The organism is Actinobacillus ureae ATCC 25976 (assembly GCF_000188255.1).
GTDB lineage: Bacteria > Pseudomonadota > Gammaproteobacteria > Enterobacterales > Pasteurellaceae > Actinobacillus > Actinobacillus ureae.
This window is the reverse complement of sequence record NZ_GL831080.1, coordinates 753,423-776,570: the sequence shown is the minus strand read 5'-3', so window position 1 is coordinate 776,570 and position 23,148 is coordinate 753,423. Positions and strand designations below refer to the sequence as shown.

Annotated in this window: 18 protein-coding genes; 6 read left to right on the top strand and 12 right to left on the bottom strand. The window is 39.2% G+C overall.

The features are described 5' to 3' along the window. Positions 1-77: 77 nt before the first annotated feature. The 4 genes from apbC to HMPREF0027_RS03805 all read right to left on the bottom strand — a co-directional run bounded on the left by apbC (position 78) and on the right by HMPREF0027_RS03805 (position 5,392). Positions 78-1,175, bottom strand: a complete 1,098-nt coding sequence (gene apbC, locus HMPREF0027_RS03820) for an iron-sulfur cluster carrier protein ApbC (protein ID WP_005622394.1) — start codon at positions 1,173-1,175, stop codon at positions 78-80. A gap of 3 nt (positions 1,176-1,178) precedes the next feature. Then, positions 1,179-2,729, bottom strand: coding sequence for a peptide ABC transporter substrate-binding protein (locus HMPREF0027_RS03815; protein ID WP_052301762.1), 1,551 nt, complete (start codon positions 2,727-2,729; stop codon positions 1,179-1,181). Between the two features lie 13 nt (positions 2,730-2,742). Continuing rightward, positions 2,743-3,396 carry a YchE family NAAT transporter gene (locus HMPREF0027_RS03810; protein WP_005622391.1) on the bottom strand — a complete coding sequence of 218 codons (654 nt, stop codon included), beginning with the start codon at positions 3,394-3,396 and terminating at the stop codon, positions 2,743-2,745. A 118-nt stretch (positions 3,397-3,514) separates the two neighbouring features. Next, entirely contained in the window at positions 3,515-5,392 is a 1,878-nt protein-coding gene (locus tag HMPREF0027_RS03805; protein ID WP_005622390.1) for a SurA N-terminal domain-containing protein, read from the bottom strand. A 205-nt stretch (positions 5,393-5,597) separates the two neighbouring features. On the opposite strand from HMPREF0027_RS03805, the gene HMPREF0027_RS03800 reads away from it, so the two are divergent. From HMPREF0027_RS03800 to HMPREF0027_RS03790, 3 genes are all read left to right on the top strand, one after another. Beyond that, entirely contained in the window at positions 5,598-6,953 is a 1,356-nt protein-coding gene (locus tag HMPREF0027_RS03800; RefSeq protein ID WP_258866785.1) for a cation:proton antiporter, read from the top strand. A 120-nt stretch (positions 6,954-7,073) separates the two neighbouring features. Next, entirely contained in the window at positions 7,074-7,343 is a 270-nt protein-coding gene (rpsO, locus tag HMPREF0027_RS03795) for a 30S ribosomal protein S15 (protein WP_014991115.1), read from the top strand. A gap of 79 nt (positions 7,344-7,422) precedes the next feature. Continuing rightward, positions 7,423-8,292 carry a DUF808 domain-containing protein gene (locus tag HMPREF0027_RS03790; protein ID WP_005622385.1) on the top strand — a complete coding sequence of 290 codons (870 nt, stop codon included), beginning with the start codon at positions 7,423-7,425 and terminating at the stop codon, positions 8,290-8,292. 58 nt (positions 8,293-8,350) lie between these two features. Here HMPREF0027_RS03790 and HMPREF0027_RS03785 read toward each other — a convergent pair whose 3' ends face one another. The 4 genes from HMPREF0027_RS03785 to hemC are packed head-to-tail and all read right to left on the bottom strand — an operon-like array spanning position 8,351 to position 12,698. Continuing rightward, positions 8,351-9,604, bottom strand: a complete 1,254-nt coding sequence (locus HMPREF0027_RS03785) for a heme biosynthesis protein HemY (RefSeq protein WP_005622383.1) — start codon at positions 9,602-9,604, stop codon at positions 8,351-8,353. A gap of 12 nt (positions 9,605-9,616) precedes the next feature. Then, entirely contained in the window at positions 9,617-10,993 is a 1,377-nt protein-coding gene (locus HMPREF0027_RS03780; RefSeq protein WP_005622381.1) for a uroporphyrinogen-III C-methyltransferase, read from the bottom strand. 9 nt (positions 10,994-11,002) lie between these two features. Then, positions 11,003-11,767, bottom strand: coding sequence for a uroporphyrinogen-III synthase (locus tag HMPREF0027_RS03775; protein ID WP_005622380.1), 765 nt, complete (start codon positions 11,765-11,767; stop codon positions 11,003-11,005). 1 nt (position 11,768) lies between these two features. Continuing rightward, positions 11,769-12,698 carry a hydroxymethylbilane synthase gene (gene hemC, locus HMPREF0027_RS03770; RefSeq protein ID WP_005622379.1) on the bottom strand — a complete coding sequence of 310 codons (930 nt, stop codon included), beginning with the start codon at positions 12,696-12,698 and terminating at the stop codon, positions 11,769-11,771. Positions 12,699-12,967: 269 nt separating this feature from the next. On the opposite strand from hemC, the gene adhE reads away from it, so the two are divergent. Continuing rightward, positions 12,968-15,583 carry a bifunctional acetaldehyde-CoA/alcohol dehydrogenase gene (gene adhE / locus HMPREF0027_RS03765; protein WP_005622378.1) on the top strand — a complete coding sequence of 872 codons (2,616 nt, stop codon included), beginning with the start codon at positions 12,968-12,970 and terminating at the stop codon, positions 15,581-15,583. Between the two features lie 139 nt (positions 15,584-15,722). Here adhE and tcdA read toward each other — a convergent pair whose 3' ends face one another. Continuing rightward, positions 15,723-16,487, bottom strand: coding sequence for a tRNA cyclic N6-threonylcarbamoyladenosine(37) synthase TcdA (tcdA, locus tag HMPREF0027_RS03760; protein WP_005622377.1), 765 nt, complete (start codon positions 16,485-16,487; stop codon positions 15,723-15,725). 37 nt (positions 16,488-16,524) lie between these two features. Here tcdA and HMPREF0027_RS12455 point away from each other — a divergent pair, with 37 nt between their 5' ends. Both HMPREF0027_RS12455 and HMPREF0027_RS12450 read left to right on the top strand, forming a co-directional pair. Beyond that, positions 16,525-17,001, top strand: coding sequence for a hypothetical protein (locus HMPREF0027_RS12455; protein ID WP_005622376.1), 477 nt, complete (start codon positions 16,525-16,527; stop codon positions 16,999-17,001). Between the two features lie 99 nt (positions 17,002-17,100). Beyond that, complete coding sequence (locus HMPREF0027_RS12450) at positions 17,101-17,376, top strand: hypothetical protein (RefSeq protein WP_005622373.1); 276 nt, start codon at positions 17,101-17,103, stop codon at positions 17,374-17,376. A gap of 42 nt (positions 17,377-17,418) precedes the next feature. On the opposite strand, the gene HMPREF0027_RS03750 is transcribed toward HMPREF0027_RS12450, so the two are convergent. The 3 genes from HMPREF0027_RS03750 to HMPREF0027_RS03740 form a co-directional block, all read right to left on the bottom strand. Then, the gene (locus HMPREF0027_RS03750; RefSeq protein ID WP_005622371.1) at positions 17,419-19,362 is read right to left on the bottom strand and encodes an ABC transporter ATP-binding protein; all 1,944 of its coding nucleotides are present in this window, start codon (positions 19,360-19,362) and stop codon (positions 17,419-17,421) included. Between the two features lie 18 nt (positions 19,363-19,380). After that, positions 19,381-22,464, bottom strand: a complete 3,084-nt coding sequence (locus HMPREF0027_RS03745; RefSeq protein ID WP_005622370.1) for a type I restriction endonuclease subunit R — start codon at positions 22,462-22,464, stop codon at positions 19,381-19,383. 104 nt (positions 22,465-22,568) lie between these two features. Then, a complete protein-coding gene (locus tag HMPREF0027_RS03740) occupies positions 22,569-23,099 on the bottom strand; it encodes an REP-associated tyrosine transposase (RefSeq protein ID WP_005622369.1) in 531 nt (176 codons plus the stop codon). Positions 23,100-23,148: the final 49 nt, after the last annotated feature.

Here is a 23,148-nt window from a genome sequence, read left to right as displayed (position 1 = left end):
TAAAAAAGCGGTAGAATTTGCAAATTTTTCTGCAAATTCTACGCTTTTTTATTTTATGTGGTTGTTAGTGAACAGGCTTATTTCACTTCACGAATCATAATTTCAGACGGAATAACCGAACCTTGCCAGTATAATTCTGAAGCGACTTTTGCCGCTAATTCGATATAGGCTTGGCTGGTTTCGTGTTCTGGTGCCGCAACAACGGTCGGTGTGCCAACATCCAAGTCCTGACGTAAACGAATATGCAACGGCATTTGACCTAATACTTGCGTGCCATATTTTTTCGCCACTTTATCCGCACCACCGGTACCAAAAATATCTTCGTGATGACCGCAATTTTGGCAGATATGTACGCTCATATTTTCAATGACACCTAATACTGGCACCGACACTTTTTGGAACATTGAAATGCCTTTAATTGCATCTAATAACGCAATATCCTGCGGCGTTGTAACTACCACCGCACCGGTTACCGGGATTTGTTGCGAAAGGGTAAGCTGAATATCACCGGTACCCGGCGGCATATCAATCACAAGGTAATCTAGTTCCGTCCACCACGTCTCATTTAATAATTGGCTTAATGCAGAACTTGCCATTGGTCCACGCCAAATGGTTGCATTATCTTCTGCCATTAAATAACCGATTGAGTTTGATTGAATACCGTAAACTTCAATCGGGGTAATGTGTTTGTTGTCCGGAGAAGTAGGACGTTGATCCTGAGCGCCTAACATATGCGGAATTGACGGACCGTAAATATCCGCATCTAAAATGCCCACTTTTGCGCCTTGCGCTTTTAATGCCAATGCAAGATTTACCGAGGTAGTCGATTTACCTACACCGCCTTTGCCTGAAGTAACCGCAATAATATTTTTTACACCGTTTACTGCCGGATGGTTATTAGCTCGTTTTAAGGTTGCAATTTGGTAATTTAAGATCCATTTTACCTCGTTTGCGCCGGTAACTTGTTTGAGTTTTGCTTCCGTGTCCGCTTTCAATGCTTCAAAACCGCTATTCCAAGCAAACGGCATGGTAAATTCCAAACGCAAAATGCCTGCGTCTAATTCCGCTTTTTTAAACGCATTCAGTGTGATTAAGTCTTTTTGCAATGTAGGGTGAGTGAAATTTTGTAAGATAAATTTAATTTCACTTAATTGCTGTTCGTTAAGTTGATTCATCGATTAATCCTTGGGCTTCATTCGATATAAATGTTTACTATAAATTACTTCGCTATCGTTATGTAGATCAATACCTAAAATGGTGGAGTCTAACGCAACTTTGCGATGATATTGGAACATAGGCAAAATTGCCACATCCTGCTCTAATTGTTGCACAATGCTATGAATGAGTTGTTGGCGTTGCTCTTCCGATAATTTTTCATTTTGCAGATGCTCTAATTGTTTATCGACCATTTCATTCGCATAATTACTCTTATTATCCGGGCTTTGCGAATGGAAATGTAATAAAAATGGTAGTGGATCCGCATACTCCGCACACCAACCCGCTCGGCTTAATTGGAACGATTTTTGCTCTCTTAATGCTAAAAACTGCTCCCAACTTACCCCTTGCGGCTGAATTTGTAGTAGATCCGACTCTCCTAAAGTACGTACCATTTGATTGGCAATCGCACTATGCCTGCCGTGATCATCATACAATAAGGTTAATTTCAGCGGATTCTGTACGTTAATTCCCGCCTGAGCTAATAATGGCTCAACAACCACCGGCGCCCATTGACGAGAAATAGCCGCCTGCATATTGCGTGGTAACACCGAGAAATTAGCCACGCCATATAAATGTGGAATACGAGCAGAAAGCACAATAGCCTTCAGAGCTTGGCGAACTTCTTTTTTCTTCAATTGCGGATCAGCAAAATTAAATTCGTAGTAATAAGTACATAAGCGAGGGAATTCCCAGATATTATGTTGTTGGCTTTGTAATGGGTTTTCAATCACATCAAATTGCTTGATCGCTTGCAAATCGCTGATCGCATAGTACTCCACTTTTGCAAAATCCAAGCCGTTTTTAACCGCTTGTAATTTCGCAGATCTATCGCTGATTTCCGCAATACGATAAGCACCGCTCGTTACCAAGCTACTGAGCTTCGGCATCTCTCCTTTAAAGCTTGGCAGTAACGCGGAATGGCCTAACATTTTTACTAATTGCGCATTTGGCTTAGTCAACTTAATCTGTAAGCTGTGCGGATTTAACGCTTTTACGCCTAATTCACTAACCGGCTTTTTCCCTTCGGCAATTTCTTTAGCATTTTCTATGCCCATATAGACTAGATAAGGTGCAAGAGGAGAAACATTTTGAGGTTCAGCCAAACGCTGCCAGCTAGCCACAAAATCGTCTGCCGTCACGCTTTCTCCGTTTGACCATTTAGCACTGTCATCAAGAATAAACAGCCAATCTTTATTATTTTCACTAAACCAATTCTTAGCGAGAGCCGGCACAATTTGACCTTTCTCATTAAACTCAACCAAACCAGCGAAAATATCCCGGGCAAAAGCCGCCTCATCCGCCGTTCGGATAAAATGCGCATCAACACGTAAGCGTTCCGCATATACAGCACGCTTTAATATATTTCTATCCTGAAGAGAAGATGCTGTTGAAGTTGCTTTTGCCGCTTGTGTTTGCAAATTTTGCTGATCGCAAGCGAATAGTAAGCCTGCACTTACCACACAAATTGCAAAAAATCGCCCAAATTTGAGCGCTTGTTTAAGAAAAAGCATCTGCATAATCCTATTAATGAATAGATGTTAAACCCGGAAATAGATTACTTAAACCTGCCACAATAATTTCAATACCCAATGCCATCAAGATCAATCCCATAATACGAGTAACAACATTAGAACCCGTTTTTCCTAGCTTTTTAACCAATGGCGCAGAAAAACGGAATAAAACATAACATACCGCCGCAAATGCGCCGATTGCGAGACTAAAACCGACATAATCAACCCAATGATTATAACGAGTTCCCCATACGATCGTCGAACCGATAGCGCCCGGTCCTGCCATAATCGGCATAGCCAACGGAACAACTGCAATATTTTCGTATTCGCTTACATCGGCATTTTTCTCTTCTTTATTTTGTTTATGTTCACCTAATTTACCGCTAATCATCGTCATAGCGATACTCACAATCAAGAAACCGCCCGCAACACGGAAAGAATCAAGCGAGATACTGAAAGCATCTAAAATCAGTTTTCCAAAAAATAGGCTGACTAATAAAATGATGCCAATAGAAACGGCGGTCACTAAGCTTGTGTGATTACGTTCAGCCTCGTATTGATGGCTTGTCATACTAAAGAAAATCGGTAATGAACCAAATGGGTTCACAATCGCAAATAAACCGATAAAAAATTGAAGATAAATGGCAAGATTAATAACTAGTTCCACACAAACCTACTTTTATATAACAGCTAAATTAACATTATATCGGGGATATGATCCTGTGACAAAATAAAAACGCCTAAAACTCAATGTTCTAGGCGTTTATAACAATAGCTAATTTAAATTAATGTGAACTCGATCCTAGTTGTTCCATAAAATCTTCATTCACTTCAATAGAAGCTTTTGCACGTAAATCTTTTAATAAATCATTACGTAATAATAATTGATCCGCTTGGTTAAATTGCGCTGCAAGCGGTTTAAATTCTTCCGAGCTTCCATCCATCACTTTATCTAAAGCAACAATCACGACATTACCTTGCTCATCACGAGCGACACTATAAGTTGCTTTATCAGTCGGTTTTGTCATAGAAAATACGGTTTGCGCTAATACCGGCTGTTGTCCTTGCGCTTGTGCATAAACTAATGTTTGCGCTGCACCAAACTGAACATCTGCCGCTTGACCGCTTTCCAACAATTTAATTATTTCTTGCGCTTTAGCAATTAACGCTTGCTCAGCTTTTTGCTGTTTCACTGCAACTTCAACATCCGCTTTTGCTTCGTCTAATGTTTTTACACGATCAGCTTGATAATCGCTTACACGTACAAACATTGTCTTCGGATTATGTTCATCACCGATATCTAAAGCGTCTGAGTTTTGACCGCTTTGACGTAATTCACCACTAAATAATGCTTTTAATACCTTCTCATTATTTAATTCAGCCGGTACGTTTTGTTGGGTAAATTGTGCCGTTTTTTGAATCGCTACACCGCCAGCTTGTGCAACGCTTTCTAATGAACCGTTATTTTCAAACGCTTTATTTGCCATTTCACGAGCGAGATTTGAATATTCGGTTAATAACAATTCATTGCGAATCGTTTTGGCAATATTATCTTTTACTTGCTCAAGAGGAATTGCTTGTTCATTTTTACGTGCTAACACTTTAATAATATGATAAGCGCCGTCAACATTTACCGCTTGGCTAACCGCGCCGACTTGTAAGCCATTTGCCGCATCTTCAAACGCTTTCGGGAAAGTTCCCACTTTCGCCCAACCTAAATCACCACCTTGAGCCGCTGATAATTTATCGGTTGATTTTGCTTTAGCTAATGCAGAAAAATCCGCACCGCCGGCAAGCTGCTGCTCAAGTGCTTTAGCATCCGCTTCATTTGCTACTTGAATGTGGGCGATATGCGTTTCACCTTGGGTAACATAATCCGCTTTATTTTTTTCATAATATGTCGCAATTTGTTCATCTGTAACTTGAACATTTTTTGCCACATTTTCCGGTGTTAAAGTCACATACTCAATAGCCAGTTTTTCTGGCTCAACAAATGCGTTTTTATGCGCATCATAATAAGCCTGTAATTCTTCACCTGAAGCGGTCTGATTTTGCGCTTCAGCTGCAACTGAATAATTTGCTAAACGAACCTGGCGTTTTTGCAGTAATAATTTAGCTAATAATTCTTGTTCTGCTGGTACGGAAAAATGGCTACCAACAATCCCTTCTTGAATTTGAGAAAATAACATTGCTTCATTTACAATCGCTGCATAACCGTCAGCACTTAAACCGTTATTACGTAATGCTTGTTGATATAATTGATTATTGAATTTTCCATCTTGTTGGAATGTCGGGCTATGTACAATTTCTGATTTGATTTGTTCCGCACTGATACCTAGTTTTAGGTTCTGAGCATATTGGCGCAGAAGCTCATCATCAATTAAGCCATTTAAAATAGATTGATTGAATTGAGCCGCATATTCCGGCGTATCTAATAAATCCCAAAAACGCTCGCCCATTTGCGTATTTAAAATATTTTGTTGACGACTTTTGGCCGCATTGAATGCTTGTTGCTCAATAGCTGTACCGTTTACTTTAGCGGCTGAAGTATCTACGCCCGCTAAGCCGGTACCAATTCCGGTAATAACGAAAGATAAAGAGACTAACGCAAAAATGATTTTAAAGACGGGACCATTTGTCCGTTCATGCATTTTTTCGATCATTGATAGATTCCTAATTATTAAGTTTAATGCAAAAAATTGTGTCAATTATACTGTAAAGTGAGCAATTCTCAAATCTGAAATTCGTCACTTTTTTACAAATTCATTGGTAAATTTACGCACAAATCAGACCGCTTGCAGCCCTCGCCTTTTCCCTTTACATTAATACGGAAAATTGTTTTAATTTCACACTTTCGTCAGCCTCATTTTGGCTTTCTCATTTCTTTTATTCACATCGACAGGATTACCTATGGGCATCTACGCATATATTTGCTTCCTCTCGGCGCTGTCTATTTTGCTCGGATTCATTACAAGTAAAATTAGCGCAAAAGTACAATCAACCATTGCTATTACAGCCGCAGCTATGGTTTGCTCATTACTCGTTTGGGTTTTAGGCTCTTTAGGCTGGTTTAATATCGACACTATCGCTAAAGAAGTGATGGAACAAATCGATTTCAAAAGCTTTTTACTTAACGGTATTCTTGGTTTCTTGCTTTTTGCCGGATCACTTGGGGTAAAACTGCCGATTTTAAAAGATCAAAAATGGGAAATTACTACTTTCGCCTTATTTTCTACCCTCGCTTCAATCTTCTTTATCGCCAGTTTAATTTGGGGTGTCGCTCATCTGATCGATTTACCGATTGATTTTATTTATTGCATTGTCTTCGGCTCCCTTATTTCGCCAACTGACCCGATTGCCGTATTATCAATTATCAAAAATTTACGCGCACCAAAGCGCTTATCTATGCAAGTTGAAGGCGAATCATTATTTAATGATGGCGTTGGTTTGGTTATTTTCGTGACTGTATTCTCAGTTGCTTTCGGCGGACAAGAAGCAACTTTCTCAGGTATTATAGGATTATTTATGCACGAAGCTATCGGTGGGATTTTATTCGGTTTCGTGCTTGGTTTTATTGCACATATCTTAATATCCTCTACCGATGACGGTTCAATGGAGATGCTCATCACTCTCACAATTCCTACCGCCGGTTTTATGTTCGCAAGTAATATTTTGCACGTATCAGGCGCATTAGCGATGGTTGTTTCCGGCATTATGATTGGTAACTGGACTCGTCGTTCCGGCTTTTCAGAACAAAGCCAACGTTATCTTGACCACTTCTGGGAAATGATCGACCATTTCCTTAACTCATTGCTGTTCTTTTTGATCGGCTTTGCCTTGTTATTAGTCGATTTTAATATTCACGGCGTTATCTTAATGATTGTTGCCATTCCGGTTTGCTTAGCTGCTCGTTATCTCAGTTTATGGATTCCGTTCAAAGCGATGCAGCAATTCCGTACTTACAACCCTTATACTTTAAAAATTATGACATGGGGTGGTTTACGCGGTGGGCTTGCGCTAGCAATGGCGCTAGCAATTCCAAGTAAAGTGGCATTTGCCGGCGAGGTAGATGTGAAAGATTTAATTCTGGTTATGACCTATGCGGTGGTGATGTTTTCAATTTTAGTGCAAGGCTCAACCGTGGAACCGATAATTCGCAAATCTAAAACGGTTGATCCGAACAGAGAGGAATATTTACAACCAAGCGGTCATTCTTCGCATTAATTTTGTAAATTTTAGTTGAAATTTGACCGCTTTATCTTTAGAATTCGGGCTTCCTGTCCTCGCTGAGTTAGAGATCGGCGAAGGATGTATTATCAACCCTTAACAAAAAAGGATATTAAAATGTCTCTAAGCGTAGAAGCAAAAGCAAAAATCGTTGCTGAATTTGGTCGTGATGCAAAAGACACTGGTTCATCAGAAGTTCAAATCGCATTATTAACAGCTCAAATCAACCACTTACAAGCACACTTTGCTGCGCACAAAAAAGATCACCACGGTCGTCGCGGTTTATTACGTATGGTTTCACGTCGTCGTAAATTATTAGACTACTTAAAACGTACTGATCTTGCTAAATATTCAGAAACTATCGCACGTTTAGGTTTACGTCGCTAATTTCGAATTGAAATCAGAAGAGCCGAGCTATTTAGCTCGGTTTTTTTATATAACTTTTATTTTTAAGGAAAGTATCTCAATGGCATTTAGCTCATTATTTACACTATTAGATGATATTGCTGCGGTTCTTGATGACGTATCAGTGATGACCAAGGTTGCGGCAAAGAAAACTGCTGGCGTAATCGGTGACGATTTAGCGCTGAACGCAAATCAAGTAAGCGGAAAAAATATTAGCCCGGATCGAGAATTACCGATTGTTTGGAGCGTGGCAAAAGGCTCATTAATTAATAAAATCATTTTGATTCCGCTTGCACTACTTCTTTCTATCTATTTACCACAGGCAATTCTTCCACTATTGATGATTGGCGGTGCATACTTATGTTTTGAAGGTGTAGAGAAGCTATTACATAAATTCCTGCATAAAAAAGATGAACATCATACTGCTTCTGAAGAAGAACAAATTTCAGAACAGGACAAAATTAAAGGTGCGGTGCGTACCGATTTTATCTTATCGGCAGAAATTATTATCATCGCATTAGGCGTGTTACAAGAATCATCAACGATGATCAAAATTCTTTCTCTTTCAAGTATCGGAATCGGGATCACTGTTTTTGTATACGGTTTGGTTGGATTAATCGTAAAACTGGATGATATCGGTTTATGGTTAATACAGAAGAAAAGCGGTTTATCTCAATCTATCGGTAAAACTCTGCTTGTGATTATGCCATGGTTTATGAAATCACTTTCAGTTATCGGTACGATTGCCATGTTCTTAGTTGGTGGCGGTATTTTCTCACATAATATTGCCGAAATTCATCACTTTGTCGAACATTTAGGTATTCCGGCACAATTCGCGAGCCTCGTTGATTTTGTGGTAGGTATTATTATCGGTTCAATTTGCTGTCTCATTATTTTACCGTTAATGAAAGTATTTAGTAAAAAGCACTAATTTACTTCAACAAAAAAGCCGCTTATCTCTCGATAAACGGCTTGTTCTATACAATAAATTAAGCTGATTTTTCAGCTAATGCTGTTGCTGCTTCCTGAGTATCAGCTTTCTTATCCATACTCACTTGCTTTAGATTAATCTCACGAATCTTATTCGCTAACACAGCATCATGCGTTTGTTCTGCAACATGCAATGCCATAATTCGATCATTTGCAACGCATTCACGGTGTTCTATTAGTTGAGCAAAATAGACTTTCGCCTTTTCAAACAGACCTTCACGAGTATAGATATAACCTAATGCTCTTGCATAATCATCTGCGTATTGCTCGTTGGCTTTATCTGCTCTTTTTACCAGCACTTTAACCAGTTTACTATCTTCCGCCACTTGCAAGCGTGTAAGCTGTTCGAAGAGTGGTACTAGCTGCTCATCTTCATATTTTTTCAGTGTTTCAAGCGCGATTTCTTGTGCAGAATCGTGATCATCCGTATCAATTAAACGTTTAATCAAACCGATACGCACGTAGATAGATTTACGACGACGACTCGGTTGATTTTCCCACCATGTCAATAAACCGTCTTGTCCCTCTTCATTCATTTTCTCATCTAACAGACCGTCATCAACAAAATGCTCTAATGCAGTATATTCTTCTGCTGATAAGAAACTACGCTGACCAATGCTTTCTAAAATCGTATCCAACGCATTGTAGGCTTTTGAATCTTTGTAAATTTGAATCGCTAAACGCAACACTTCCGTATTACGAGGCGCTAACTCAATTAAACTGTCAATCGCACTACGAGCCGCCGGCAATTTACCTTGTTGCATTAGAATTTTTGCACGAGCTAATTCAACGGCAACGTTATTTGTACCAGCCAATTCTCCAGCTTCAATTAAATATTTATTAGCACTGAAATCATCGCCTCGTTGCTGAGCAGCTTCAGCCGCTTTAAGTAAATTTAATACCGGCTCATCAGCGTGTTTCGCATTCTTGCTAAATAATTTTTCAGCTTTTGAATAATCGCCTTCGCTCATTTTTATTAAGCCTTCAAGAGTTTCCTGCTGAGCTTTTTTATGTTTACGATTAAAGAACCAGTTATACGAACCTTTGCTTAAACGGCAGAAACGACTAACTACCCACTCCACCGTATAGACCACCGCCATTACAATGACAAAAAAGACAACGAGCATCACTAAGCTCATTTCAATTACTTTACTTGCCGTCTCAATACGCACATAACCTTGGCTACCGGCAATATAAGGACCGGCAATTAGCCCTACCAAAAGCAGAAGCATTAAGAAAAGAACTCTAAACATAGACAATATCTCCTATTGTGCCGCAGGTTGTTGCGTCGGTTGCTCTACAGGCTGCTCTTGCTTATTTTCAGCTGGTTTTTCTTCTACTGGCGTCACTTTTTCGTCCGCTTTAGCTTTTTGCTCTTCCGCAGGTGCCGGATTGGTTAGTTCTTTCTCCGCCTTAATTTCGATTTTTTCAACCGCTTGCGGTGCTTTGTTCAATAACTGTTCCAACAATTCTAAACTATGCAAATGTGCCGGTGCATCAACATAAACCGATTGTTCCGCTAATTCATCTAATTCTTTTAAGAAATTTTTTACATTTTCATTTTGCGTATCGAAATAACTGCGAATCCACGTACTCACCGCATCTAATGATTTCTTATATAACTCATTTTGCTGACGAGGTACGGCTAAAATTGCAATTTGTAAACGTAAGCGAATATTCTCACGTAAATAAATTTCCTGATTTGGCGCAACAAACGCTTTTTCATACGCTTTATTACGATCGCTTACACGAATAAAGTGATCTAAGAACGAACCGACACTCTTCTCAATATTTTGTTGCCAATCTTGAATAGAATCACTCACTTCTCCGCTTGCCATTGCAGATTCATCCACAGCTTCATTTGCCAACATTGGTAAATCATCCAAATTATTCGCAAGCGTGGTCAAATGCTGCATAATGCTGTTTTGGTCCACATTATTAACATTCGCTAACTGTGATAAGTCATTCTTAATTGCCGCACGAATATTGTCTACCTGACCATTCGCCACTTTCGCTAATACGGCATCCGCTTCTTGTAAAAGCGTTTTGGTCGTATCAATATCATTATCAAGTACTAACTTACGTAAAGCGTTATTAAGTAGAAAATCAGCATCAGATAATTTCCAAACAACCGAATCTGATTGCGGTACACCGCTTACTTTTTGGAGTTGAGTTTGTAGATTCTCAATTTGAGAACTATACGTTAATTGCTCTTGCTCCAATTGAGTAATTCGCTCCAGTGCTTTTTGATAATTACCGGTTAATTCCGCAAGCTGAGCTTTCTCCGCTTCAAAAGTAGGCAATTCACCTAATGTTTCCACCGGTTTACCTGCGAGTTGCGCAATTTGTTGCTCAACCTCATTAAATTTTTTGTTCGCCATATAATGACCGGCACCACCGACAGCTATCGCAACTAATAAAGCTAAAAAGGCAATACCTTTTCCGCCAAATTTTTGAACAATAACAGTTTTCTCTTCCACTTTTGAATCCACTTTAACATCCTCTTTATCCGTATTATAAACGGTTGATTTTTCAGATTTTTTTGCAAATTCTTTAGCTGATTCGACCGCTTCATCTACTGCGGAAGAGATGTTTTCCACGCTCTCTTCCACTTGCTCAATAACCTGTTTATCTTTTGACATACGCCCACCTTAGTTCGATTTTTCGATCGCATTCAATACGGTTTCCAGCAAACTGTTATTGTCTGCCTTTTCGGAGAGAATCACGCTATTCTGCTCCCACCCTAATTTATATGCCATATTTGCGATTCGCTGACTGACGACAATCAAACGACATTCCGATAACCATCCTCGGTCTTCTTCTGCCGTTTGCTCATATAAAGTTGTTAAAATATCACCACTTGTCACAACTATCGTATCGACACCGACACGTTTACACAAGCTGATTTTTTCAACAATATTTTCTTCGACATATTTTCGGCGATAACATTCCAAATATTGAACTTCCGCACCTCGCGAAACCGCCGTTTCCGCAAGTAAATCACGCCCCGTTTCCGCCCGTAATATCAATAAATTCTTACCGTTTAAATCTTGCATTTCATCTAGTAATAACAAGCCATCACTATTTTCAGAGACAATCGGATAACGTACCGGCTGTTCGCTACGAGATGAAAAATATTGTGCAGACTGCTGGCCAACGGCAAAATAATTTAAATCTGCACGATAATGAAATCCCGTCTGTTCTAAAGTTGCCGAAGCAAAATCAATCGCTTGTTTAGAAACAGCAAAAACATAATCACCGGCATTTAAACGAGCCATAACTGATGGAAGCTGAGGAAGTTCCGTCCCCGCTTCAATCGTAAATAACGGCTGATGAATCGCAAAAATTTGATGCTGATTCAACATATCAACTAATTCCTGCCCTCGATGATCCGGGCGAGTAATTAACACATTCATATTATTCGTCTTTATATACTTCTGCGAGAATTTTATCTGCACCTTGTGCTAGAAGCTGTTCGGCAACAGAGATTCCAAGCTGTTCAGCATCTTCTATATCAGCTACGCCTGAAGCTCGAATAATAGTTGAGCCGTCAAGTGCACCAACCAACGCATTTAAGGTAATTTCATTCCCATTTAGCGTTGCAAAGCCACCAATTGGTACTTGGCATCCACCTTGCAAACGGGTATTCATCGCTCGCTCCGCCATAACACAACAAGCGGTCGGATTATGATTTAAACTTGCAAGATAATTTAACACTCGCTCATCATTTACTCGTGTTTCAATTCCCACCGCCCCTTGTCCGGCAGCCGGTAAAGATTGTTCCACCGCAATAAAGCTACGAATACGTTCAGGCATACCTAAGCGAATTAATCCAGCCGATGCCAAAATAATCGCCTCATATTCACCATTATCCAATTTAGATAAACGCGTTCCAACATTACCACGCAAAGATTTCACTTCCAAATGCGGATATTTTGCCATTAATTGACACTGGCGGCGTAAACTGGATGTACCTACAACAGCGCCGGCTGGCAACTCGTCTAAATTTTGATATTTATTTGAAACAAATGCATCACGCGGATCTTCTCGCTCACAAATTACCGCCAAACCTAAACCTTCCGGAAATGTCATCGGCACATCTTTCATCGAATGCACCGCAATATCCGCACGTTTTTCTAAAAGCGCTAATTCTAATTCTTTAACAAACAAGCCCTTGCCACCGATTTTAGCCAATGGCGTATCTAAAATAATATCGCCTTTGGTTACCATGGTGACTAATTCAACCTGGAGTTCCGGAAAACGTTTTTCTAATTCCTTTTTCACAAAATTAGCTTGCCATAGCGCTAACGGGCTTTGGCGTGTTGCAATACGTAAAATATCTTTCATAGGTAATTTCACAACTTTATTCTATTTATATAAGTAGTGTTATCCTACCATTAATTGCCCGAAATTCCAAAATTTCTGTGCAAAGTTAACACACTGTTAACGGCGTGTTTTTTATTCGTTTCCAATAAATAAATTTCACGCTATTTTTTTTGATTTAAATCAAAAATACTTCTAAAGAGTTATTATTTTAAATGAAATTTACAGACATTTAGGCAATAATTTCATCAGTTAAAAAAACTTAAAATTTGAAACTTTAGAGGAACCAAACTATGGCTAACAATGCAAAAAATGCACAACCATATGACGCTCAAGCAGAAGTAAATGTACTTGTTGAAAAAGGTTTAAAAGCATTAGACGAATTCCGTCAGCTTAACCAAGAACAAGTGGATTATATCGTAGCGAAAGCCTCTGTGGCGGCACTGGATAAACATGGCATACTCGCAATGCATGCTTATGAAGAAACAGGTCGAGGTGTATTTGAGGACAAAGCAACTAAAAACTTATTTGCCTGTGAATATGTCGTCAATAATATGCGTCATTTAAAAACAGCCGGCGTAATTAGTGAAGATGATGTAACCGGTATTACCGAAATTGCTGACCCTGTCGGTGTTGTATGTGGTATCACGCCAACAACTAACCCAACCTCAACAACCATTTTCAAAGCGTTAATCGCTCTTAAAACTCGTAACCCAATCATTTTTGCTTTCCACCCTTCTGCACAAAAATCTTCAGCTCATGCAGCGCAAATTGTTCGTGATGCAGCAGTTGCTGCCGGCGCACCGGAAAATTGCGTACAATGGACTGAAACCCCGTCAATGGAAGGTACTTCAGCATTAATGAAACACCCTGGCATTGCAACCATTCTTGCAACAGGTGGTAACGCTATGGTTGAAGCGGCATATTCTTGCGGTAAACCAGCATTAGGCGTAGGGGCAGGTAACGTACCGGCTTATGTTGAAAAAACAGCAAAATTAGAACAAGCCGTTTATGACATTGTAATGTCAAAATCTTTTGACAACGGTATGATTTGTGCATCTGAACAAGCAGCAATTGTCGATAAAGAAATTTATGCCGATTTCGTTAAAGAAATGCAATCTTACGGCGTATATCTCGTAAATAAAAAAGAAAAAGCACTATTAGAAAAATTCATTTTCGGTGTGGATAAAGCAAAAGACGAAAACTGTGCTGGTGCAAAACTAAATGCGGCGGTAGTAGGTAAACCGGCTGCATGGATTGCCGAACAAGCAGGCTTCAGCGTGCCACCAAAAACGAATATCCTACTTGCAGAATGCGCTTTTGTTGGAGAAGGCGAGCCGCTTACTCGTGAAAAATTATCACCAGTACTTGCATTATTAAAATCAAACTCAACCGAACATGGTTTAGAGCTTTCTGAAGCGATGGTGAATTTCCATGGTTTAGGTCACTCAGCGGCAATTCACACACAAAATGCCGAATTAGCTAAAACATTCGGCGAGCGCATTAAAGCGATTCGTGTGATTTGGAACTCACCGTCAACATTCGGTGGTATCGGCGATGTATATAACTCATTCCTACCGTCCCTCACATTAGGTTGTGGCTCTTACGGTAAAAACTCTGTAAGTAACAACGTAAGTGCAGTGAACTTAATTAATATTAAACGTGTGGGCAGACGGAGAAACAATATGCAATGGTTTAAAGTTCCATCAAAAATCTACTTTGAGCGCGATTCAATCCAATATCTCAAATCAATGAAAAATGCTGAAAAAGCGATGATCGTCACCGATCGCTCAATGGTAGATCTTGGCTTTGTAGATAGAATTACTGATCAGTTACGTCAACGTCGTAATAAAGTGATGATTCAGCTATTTACCGATGTTGAACCAAACCCAAGTTTACAAACCGTACAACGTGGTACAGAGCTAATGCGCAGCTTCCAACCGGATACTATTATTGCATTAGGTGGCGGTTCACCAATAGATGCAGCAAAAGTAATGTGGTTATTCTATGAACAACCGGAAGTCGATTTCCGTGACCTAGTGCAGAAATTTATGGATATCCGTAAACGTGCGTTCAAATTCCCACAATTAGGTCGTAAAGCGAAATTTGTCGGTATTCCAACCACATCAGGTACAGGTTCTGAAGTAACACCGTTTGCGGTAATTACTGACGGCGATATTAAATATCCTTTAGCAGACTACTCATTAACCCCAACCGTTGCAATTGTTGACCCTGCATTAGTAATGTCAGTACCGGCTCATGTTGCGACAGATACAGGTTTAGACGTATTAACTCACGCAACAGAAGCTTATACTTCAATTCTTGCCAACGACTACACTGACGGTTTAGCGTTACAAGCAATTAAACTGGTATTCGAAAACTTAGAAAAATCAGTGAAAGAATTTGATGAAGTCGCTCGTGAGAAAATGCACAATGCTTCAACCATGGCAGGTATGGCGTTTGCAAATGCATTCTTAGGTATTTGTCACTCAATGGCACACAAAATCGGTGGTAAATTCCATACGATTCACGGTCGTACCAATGCGATTTTATTACCACACGTAATTCGTTATAACGGTACTCGTCCAACGAAAGTGGCAACTTGGCCGAAATACACAAACTATGTTGCGGATAAACGCTTCCAAGACATTGCACGTATTTTAGGTTTACCAGCAGCAACTCCTGAAGAAGCGGTGGAATCTTATGCAAAAGCCGTACATGATTTAGCCGTACGTTGTGGCGTGAAAATGTCTTTACGTGAGCAAGGTATTGATGAACAAGAGTTCTTAGCCGCACGTCGTGAGCTTGCATTAAATGCCTTTGAAGACCAATGTACTCCAGCAAACCCACGTCTTGCAATGGTAGAAGATATGGAAGAGCTAATGACTAAAGCTTACTACGGTAAATAAGCTCACCAAATTCCTTATTATGATTGATTGATAAATGAATGAAGGGCTAACAAAAGTTAGCCCTTTTCTTTTGCTTAAAACAAGCGGTCAAATTTCAGCTATTTTTTGCAAATTTTTCGCAAAATTCAACCGCTTGTTGCTAAACCTTTAACAGCTTGTCAATCACTCGACTTACCGCAAAGAAACCGAAGGTTGCCGTTACCGTTGTCACCGCACCGAATCCGTTTGCACAGTTCATCGTTGATGATACTTCACACCCCTCTCCCATTTTTGGAAAGATTAGCGGTTGCGTTGAGAATACACAATCAATACCAAACTTTCGTTTTGGGTTTTGGCTAAAGTTATATTCCTTACGCAATAACGAACGCACTTTAGACACAAGCGGATCCTGAATCGTTTTACTTAAATCGGTAATTTGAATCTGAGTCGGATCAGTCTGGCCGCCTGCGCCACCAGTAGTAATCATTCTGATTTTATTACGCTTACAGTAAGCTATAAGTGCCGCTTTGGTTTTCACCGAATCAATTGCATCAATCACATAATCATAGCCACGATTCAGATATTCGGGGATATTCTCCGATGTGATGAAATCATCAATAATTTCCACCACACATTCGGGATTAATCCGCTCAATACGTTCTTTCATCGCTTCGGTTTTTAACTGAGCAACCGTACCGGTCATCGCATGAATCTGGCGATTGATATTGGTCACGCAAATATCGTCCATATCAATCATAGTAATTTTACCGATTCCCGAACGGGCAAGCGCTTCCACCGCCCACGAACCAACACCGCCAATCCCAATCACACAAATATGCGCTTGGCGTAATTTTGCTAAACCTTCCGGCGTATAAAGTCGTCCGATTCCGCCAAAACGTTGTTCATAATTATCAATTCTTGTCATATACTATCCAAAAAATTTCAACTAAATAGGCTTTCCTATGTTAAATGCTGAAAAATATCAACGCTATATGCAATATATCCAGCAATCATCATCTTTTATCCCACTTTCTCCCGAACTTACACAGCAAGCGCATTATGATGAATATGCTTTACTTGACCTATTAAATAAGCAATTAAACCGCCCGGAAAAACCTGAGTTTTCATTTAAGCATTCTTTTAAAGTGGTAAAAAATCAAGAAAACGCACCGCTTATTATCTTTTTTCAAGGCTTCTATTTTCAGCATATTGAAAACTATTACCTTCAAGATCCACAGCTAACTAATCTAAATCAGCTGAATCAAACAGCGTTAGATTTTTCCTTTTCTTCTTTTATTGCACAATACCCTGAATATAACTATATCTGTGTAAAAGATAATTTTCAGGCATGGTATTTGCTACACTTTGAATACTATCTTGCTTATTTAATGCAACTTATTTCAGCGTTACAACCAACAAAAATAATTACTACCGGCTGATCCGCCGGAGGCTATGCCGCGATTTTATTTGGGCATTACTTATTTGCCGATCAAACCTTTGCATTTTCTCCACAGACAAAAGTCTTCGATAAAATTCATATGAGCGCCTATCGAGAAGCACTCAATGAACGTTATCAACTTGCACAGTTCGAGCTAACCGACTTAGCACTATTACAGCAAAAACAGCATGGCTTCCGTAATCAGCTACATCTGTTTTTATCCGGCGGTAATCGCGAAGATTTAGTGGAATTTGATCGCTTAGATTGGCAAAAATACCAAGAAATCGGCGTTACGCTTTACCCTGGTTCTGCCCACGATATTTTTTCAACTCAAGATAAACAAAAACTGTTTAATATCCTCAAAGCAATGCTATAAGATTTTCTCGTTTAATCAAAAAATTAAACGAGAAATTCATTGCTAAACATTACCATTACGAATATTTTCTAGCGTTTCCCAGCGCTCAAAAGCGGCTTCTAACGCCATTTCCGCATCCGCTAGTTTTTGTAATTGCGCTTGCGTATAGCTTGGATCTTTATTAAAAAAGTCTGCGCTATTAACTTCTGCCTGCAAACTTTCCATTTCCGCTTCTAAGGCTTCCATTTTTGCCGGTAATTCATCTAATTCTCTTTGCTCTTTATAAGAAAGTTTTACTTTTTTCGCCGATTCCGACTTCGTTACAAGCGGTTGTTTTTCTGCTACTTTTTGCAAAGTTTCTGCAGGATTTGACCGCTTGTTCGGCTGGTTCTGCGCAAGCGTGGCGTGGTAGTTTTCTTGTTGCTGTTTCGCCTCAAAATAACCGCCCACATATTTATTTAATACACCATTACCTTCAAAGAAATAACATTCTGTCACGGTATTGTCGATAAATTGACGGTCGTGGCTCACAATCAGCAATGTACCTTGATAATCCGCCAATAACTCTTCCAATAACTCAAGGGTTTCAACGTCTAAGTCATTGGTTGGTTCGTCCAGAATCAACAAGTTATTCGGCTTAAGCAATAATTTAGCCAGTAATAAACGATTACGCTCACCGCCCGATAAGGCTTTTACCGGTGTCATCGCACGTTTTGGCGGGAACAAGAAATCTTGTAGATAACCTAACACGTGGCGTTTTACCCCGTTTACTTCTACGTCTTGTTTGCCGTCCGCAACGTTATCCATTACCGTTTTTTCAAGATCAAGTTCGGCACGATATTGGTCGAAGTAAGCCACTTCCAGTTTCGTACCACAACGAATTGAGCCTGAAGTCGGTTGCAACTCACCTAATAACAATTTGATAAAGGTGGTTTTACCGCAGCCATTCGGACCGACTAGCGCAATTTTATCGCCTCGCTGAATGGTAGTTGTGAAATTTTTCAGCAAGGTTTTGCCTTCAATTTCATAACTTGCATTTTCTACTTCAAAGACGATTTTGCCTGAACGTGCGGTTTGATCGATCTGGATTTTTGCAGTGCCTTGCACTTCTCTGCGATTACGGCGTTCTTCACGTAAGGCTTTTAATGCTCGCACACGCCCTTCATTACGGGTACGGCGAGCTTTAATACCTTGACGAATCCAAACTTCTTCTTGTGCTAATTTTTTATCAAACAGCTCATTTTGTAACGCTTCAACACGCAAATCTTCCGCTTTAGTTTCTAAGTACAGATCATAATTGCTCGGGTAAGAAACTAGCTTACCTCGGTCAAGATCGACAATGCGAGTCGCCATCTTACGGATAAACGAACGGTCGTGTGAAATAAAGATGATCGAGCCTTTGAAATTGAGCAATAAATCCTCAAGCCAAGTAATTGCTTCCACGTCCAAATGGTTGGTCGGTTCATCTAATAACAAAATATCCGGATCCGCTACCAATGCACGAGCTAATGCCGCACGGCGAACCCAACCGCCTGATAATTCACATAACCGTTTATCCGGATCTAACTCCAATAATTTAAGAGTATCTTGAATACGATTCTCAAACTGCCAACCGTTATTATGCTCAAGCTGTGTCTGTACTTGCGATAATTTTGACAGCAGGTCATCGCTATAATCGGTCTGCATTTGTTGCGAAATGTGGTGATATTGCTTTAATAAATCGCTAAGATGCGCAATGCCTTCCGCCACATAATCAAAAACGGTATCTTGGATATGACGAGGCGGCTCTTGCTCAAGGCGTGTCACCACAATATCTTTTTCAAAAATCAGCTTACCGTCATCCAACTGAACGTCACCTGCCAAGACTTTCATCAACGTAGACTTACCCGCCCCGTTTCGCCCAACCAAACAAACTCGTTCGCCTTGTTCAATATGTAATTCCGTATGCTCCAACAACGGATGATCACCAAAACCTAAATAGGCATGGGATAAATTTAGTAGTGCCATTTTTATCCTAATTCTAAATTAAATACTTCCACCAACTCCTTTAAATTTCTCTACAAATGCAGCAATTTTTTGGAAAATCGTCTGTTTTTTAGTGAGATATTGTGGATTAAGTGGACTCATTTTTGGCAATACTTCATTAAGTGCTGTGCCGTTTTCACTGGCATATTCCCGTTTTAATGAAGTGCTGATATAGCGTTTTGCTGCATCGACATTCAAATTTTCTTCTTGAATTAAGGATTCTGCTTCTTTTCGCTGTTCTGCTTGAGCAAATAGGAAGAATGAGTCAATTAAAGTCGCTTTATCGGGAATATCATCTAAATTTGTTTGGTTGATAAAATCGACAATCAAGCTCTCTTTCGCACGGTTACCTAAACTTGAACGAACTGTGCGGCGGATTTCATCAATTAACACCTCTTTGTCTTGGGTTTTCTTATGATGTTCGAAAATTAACGCAAGAATATAATCCAAATTGATTTCTTGAGATTTTAATAAATCCACTTCAAACACGACATCGTCCCAATTTATCGGTGAATTATCCTTATCATTCCCCTCTTTTCTTTGGTGTAACCAATCGCGAATATCATTATAAGTTGAACGATAATCTTGCTCCGCTCTTACTGGTAAAGTGGGAACTTTCAGCATTTCTGCAATTTGTTCATCATTCACATAATGTACTTGCTTGAATTTTTCCATTGCAATCGGATCATTTAAATCGACCGCTTGTAAGGCTTGCAATGCTGCAAATTCATCGTAATTCTGCAAAATATTTTCAATACGCAAATATTCGCCAAATAATTTTACAAACTCTTTTTTATCTTGCTCTGTTTCGATTTCTGTTGGATCAGGAAAGCTTTCTTTTAATTCTTTCACGATTTCTGCATAGCCACGTTGATTGTCATCGCCGTTAAAATAGCTGTCGTAGCTTTTTTCTAGTACGACATTCTTCGTATTTTTATCGCCAAATAGCGTGATTGCATCAATGGTATTTTGTTCCAAATCGCGGAAAGTGACGATATTCCCAAAGGTTTTAGTTGTGTCATAAATGCGGTTGGTGCGAGAAAAAGCCTGCATTAATCCGTGATAACGCAAGTTTTTGTCCACGAAAAGAGTATTCAACGTAGGGGCATCAAAGCCTGTTAAGAACATTCCGACCACAATCAGTAAATCCACTTCCTGATTTTTCACACGTTTGGCAAGATCGCGATAGTAATTTTGGAATGATTGACTATCTACGCCATAATTCGTGCCAAAGTAGTGATTGTAATCATCAATGGCTTTTGTTAAAAATTCTTTTGCCGTACTGTTTAGAGCAGTGGGTTCAAAGGTCTCATCTGGAATATCGCCAATCGCATCTTGTTCTTCATTGGCGGCAAACGAAAAGATTGTTGCAATTTTTAACGGATGTTCCTGCTCTGCTTGTAAATTTTGTAAGGTTTCATAATAACGTTTTGCTGCTTCCACACTGCTTACCGCAAACATTGCATTAAAGCCTTTACCTGTGGCATTCAAGCGGTGGGTTTTTTGTTTAAAATTGTTAAGCAAATATTGCGAGATTTCTTTAATACGCTCAGGGTGTAAAAAGGCTTGTTTCTGCTCAAGTGCGGTCAATTTTTCAGGATCTTTTTCTGTTTCTAAGGCTTTAAATTGTGGGCGGACATCGTTGTAATCGACCTTGAATTTCAGTACTTTGTCATCACGAATAGCATCGGTAATCACATAAGAATGCAATTCCGTACCGAATACACTGGCTGTGGTTTCGGCACCTAAGGCATTTTCAGAAAAAATTGGCGTGCCAGTAAAACCAAATTGATAGAATTTTTTGAATTTACGTTTTAGATTTTTTTGTGCTTCGCCAAATTGGGAGCGATGGGCTTCATCAAAAATAAATACGACTTGTTTTTGATAAATCGGCAAATTCTCTTCCGATTTCATCAAATTATTCAACTTTTGAATGGTGGTTACGATAATTTTGTTATCGTCTTTTTCAATATTGCGTTTAAGCCCTGCGGTACTTTCCGAGCCATTCACGCTATCCGGCGAAAAACGTTGATATTCTTTCATTGTTTGATAATCTAAATCTTTACGATCGACCACAAAAAAGACTTTATCAATAAAATCAAGTTCAGCCGCAAGGCGAGAGGCTTTAAAACTGGTGAGTGTTTTGCCTGAACCTGTGGTATGCCAAATATAGCCACCACTTTCTTTATTGCTCCAATTTTTGGCGTGATATGAACTTTTGATTTTCCATAAAATCCGCTCAGTGGCGGCAATTTGATACGGACGCATAATTAACAACGTATCACTCACATCAAATACGCAGTAATTTACCAACACATTGAGTAAAGTATTCTTTTGCAAGAAAGTCGCTGTAAAATCCTTTAAATCTTTAATCAAAGTATTTTTTGCCGTTGCCCAATTCATTGTGAAGTCGTAGCTATTCTTATCGCGTTTAGTCGTATTAGCAAAATAGCGAGTATCTGTGCCATTAGAAATGACAAAAATCTGAATATATTTAAAGAGAGAATTTTCTTTATTGAAACTTTCTTTGCTGTAGCGATGAATTTGATTAAAGGCTTCACGAATTGCCACACCACGTTTTTTCAGTTCAATATGCACAAGGGGTAAACCATTGACCAAAATTGTCACATCATAACGATTATCATAGCTGCCAGTTTGCTCAAATTGATTGATGACTTGCAGAGAATTATTGGCAAGATTTTTCTTATCTAGCAAATAGATATTCTGAATGCGTCCATTATCGAACACAAAATCATAAATATAATCATCGTGAATTTTGTGGGTTTTCTCGATCAGATTATCACTGGGTTTATCCAAATATTCCTCTAAAAAACGATGCCATTCCGCATCAGAGAAAACCACATTATTTAATCGCTGTAATTGAATACGCAAATTTTTAATCAGTTCCCCGTGATTATTAAGCCCTTGTAAATACTCATAGCCTTGTGCCTGTAAATCACGAATAAACTCACGCTCAAGGCTACCTTCCGTTTGATAACCAGCATTAGGCTCTTCCACAAATTTATTATATTGATCTAAAACGATAAAATTATTAGATTCGGCGATGGTTTTGTATTGGATCATAAGCGGTTCCTTAATGCTTTTGCTTTCTTAGTTTTTGTAGGGTGGGCTTTAGCCCACCATTTGCTATGATTAATTGGTGGGCTAAAGCCCACCCTACAATATTGTTATATATCACCTTTAATTTTCAAATCTGGATTGCCTCCCCAGTCTTCAGGATAAATCTCTGCTTTCACATCACGATGGAAGGAAGAATACGGCCAATCTTTTACTACCTCAACATAGCCGTGTTTCACAGGATTGTAATAAATATAATCCAAATGGTTTGCCAAATCTTTATCATCACGAATTAAATGTTCCCAAAATCGACGTTGCCAAATACCGGATTCTCGATATTTTTGTCTATTTTTATTAAATTGTCGGCATTCTTTTGGAAGTTGTCGTGTAAATTGTGTTTTTAAATATGCAATACGTATTGCGTAATTATCATCATTTTCAGGCAATTGCATCAGTAAATGAATATGATCGGGTAAAATACAAATTGCTACTGTTTCGAATGGATAATGTTCACAAGTTTGTTTATACGCAGATCTAAATTCATTGATATAGTCAATTAGATAAGATTTCGTTCTATCTTGTAAAACAATTGTGAAAAAATATAATCCACCTTTAGTAAAATCGCGACGATAATTAGACATATATTATTCCAAATTGTAGTTCGTAGGGTGGGCTTTAGCCCACCGTTTT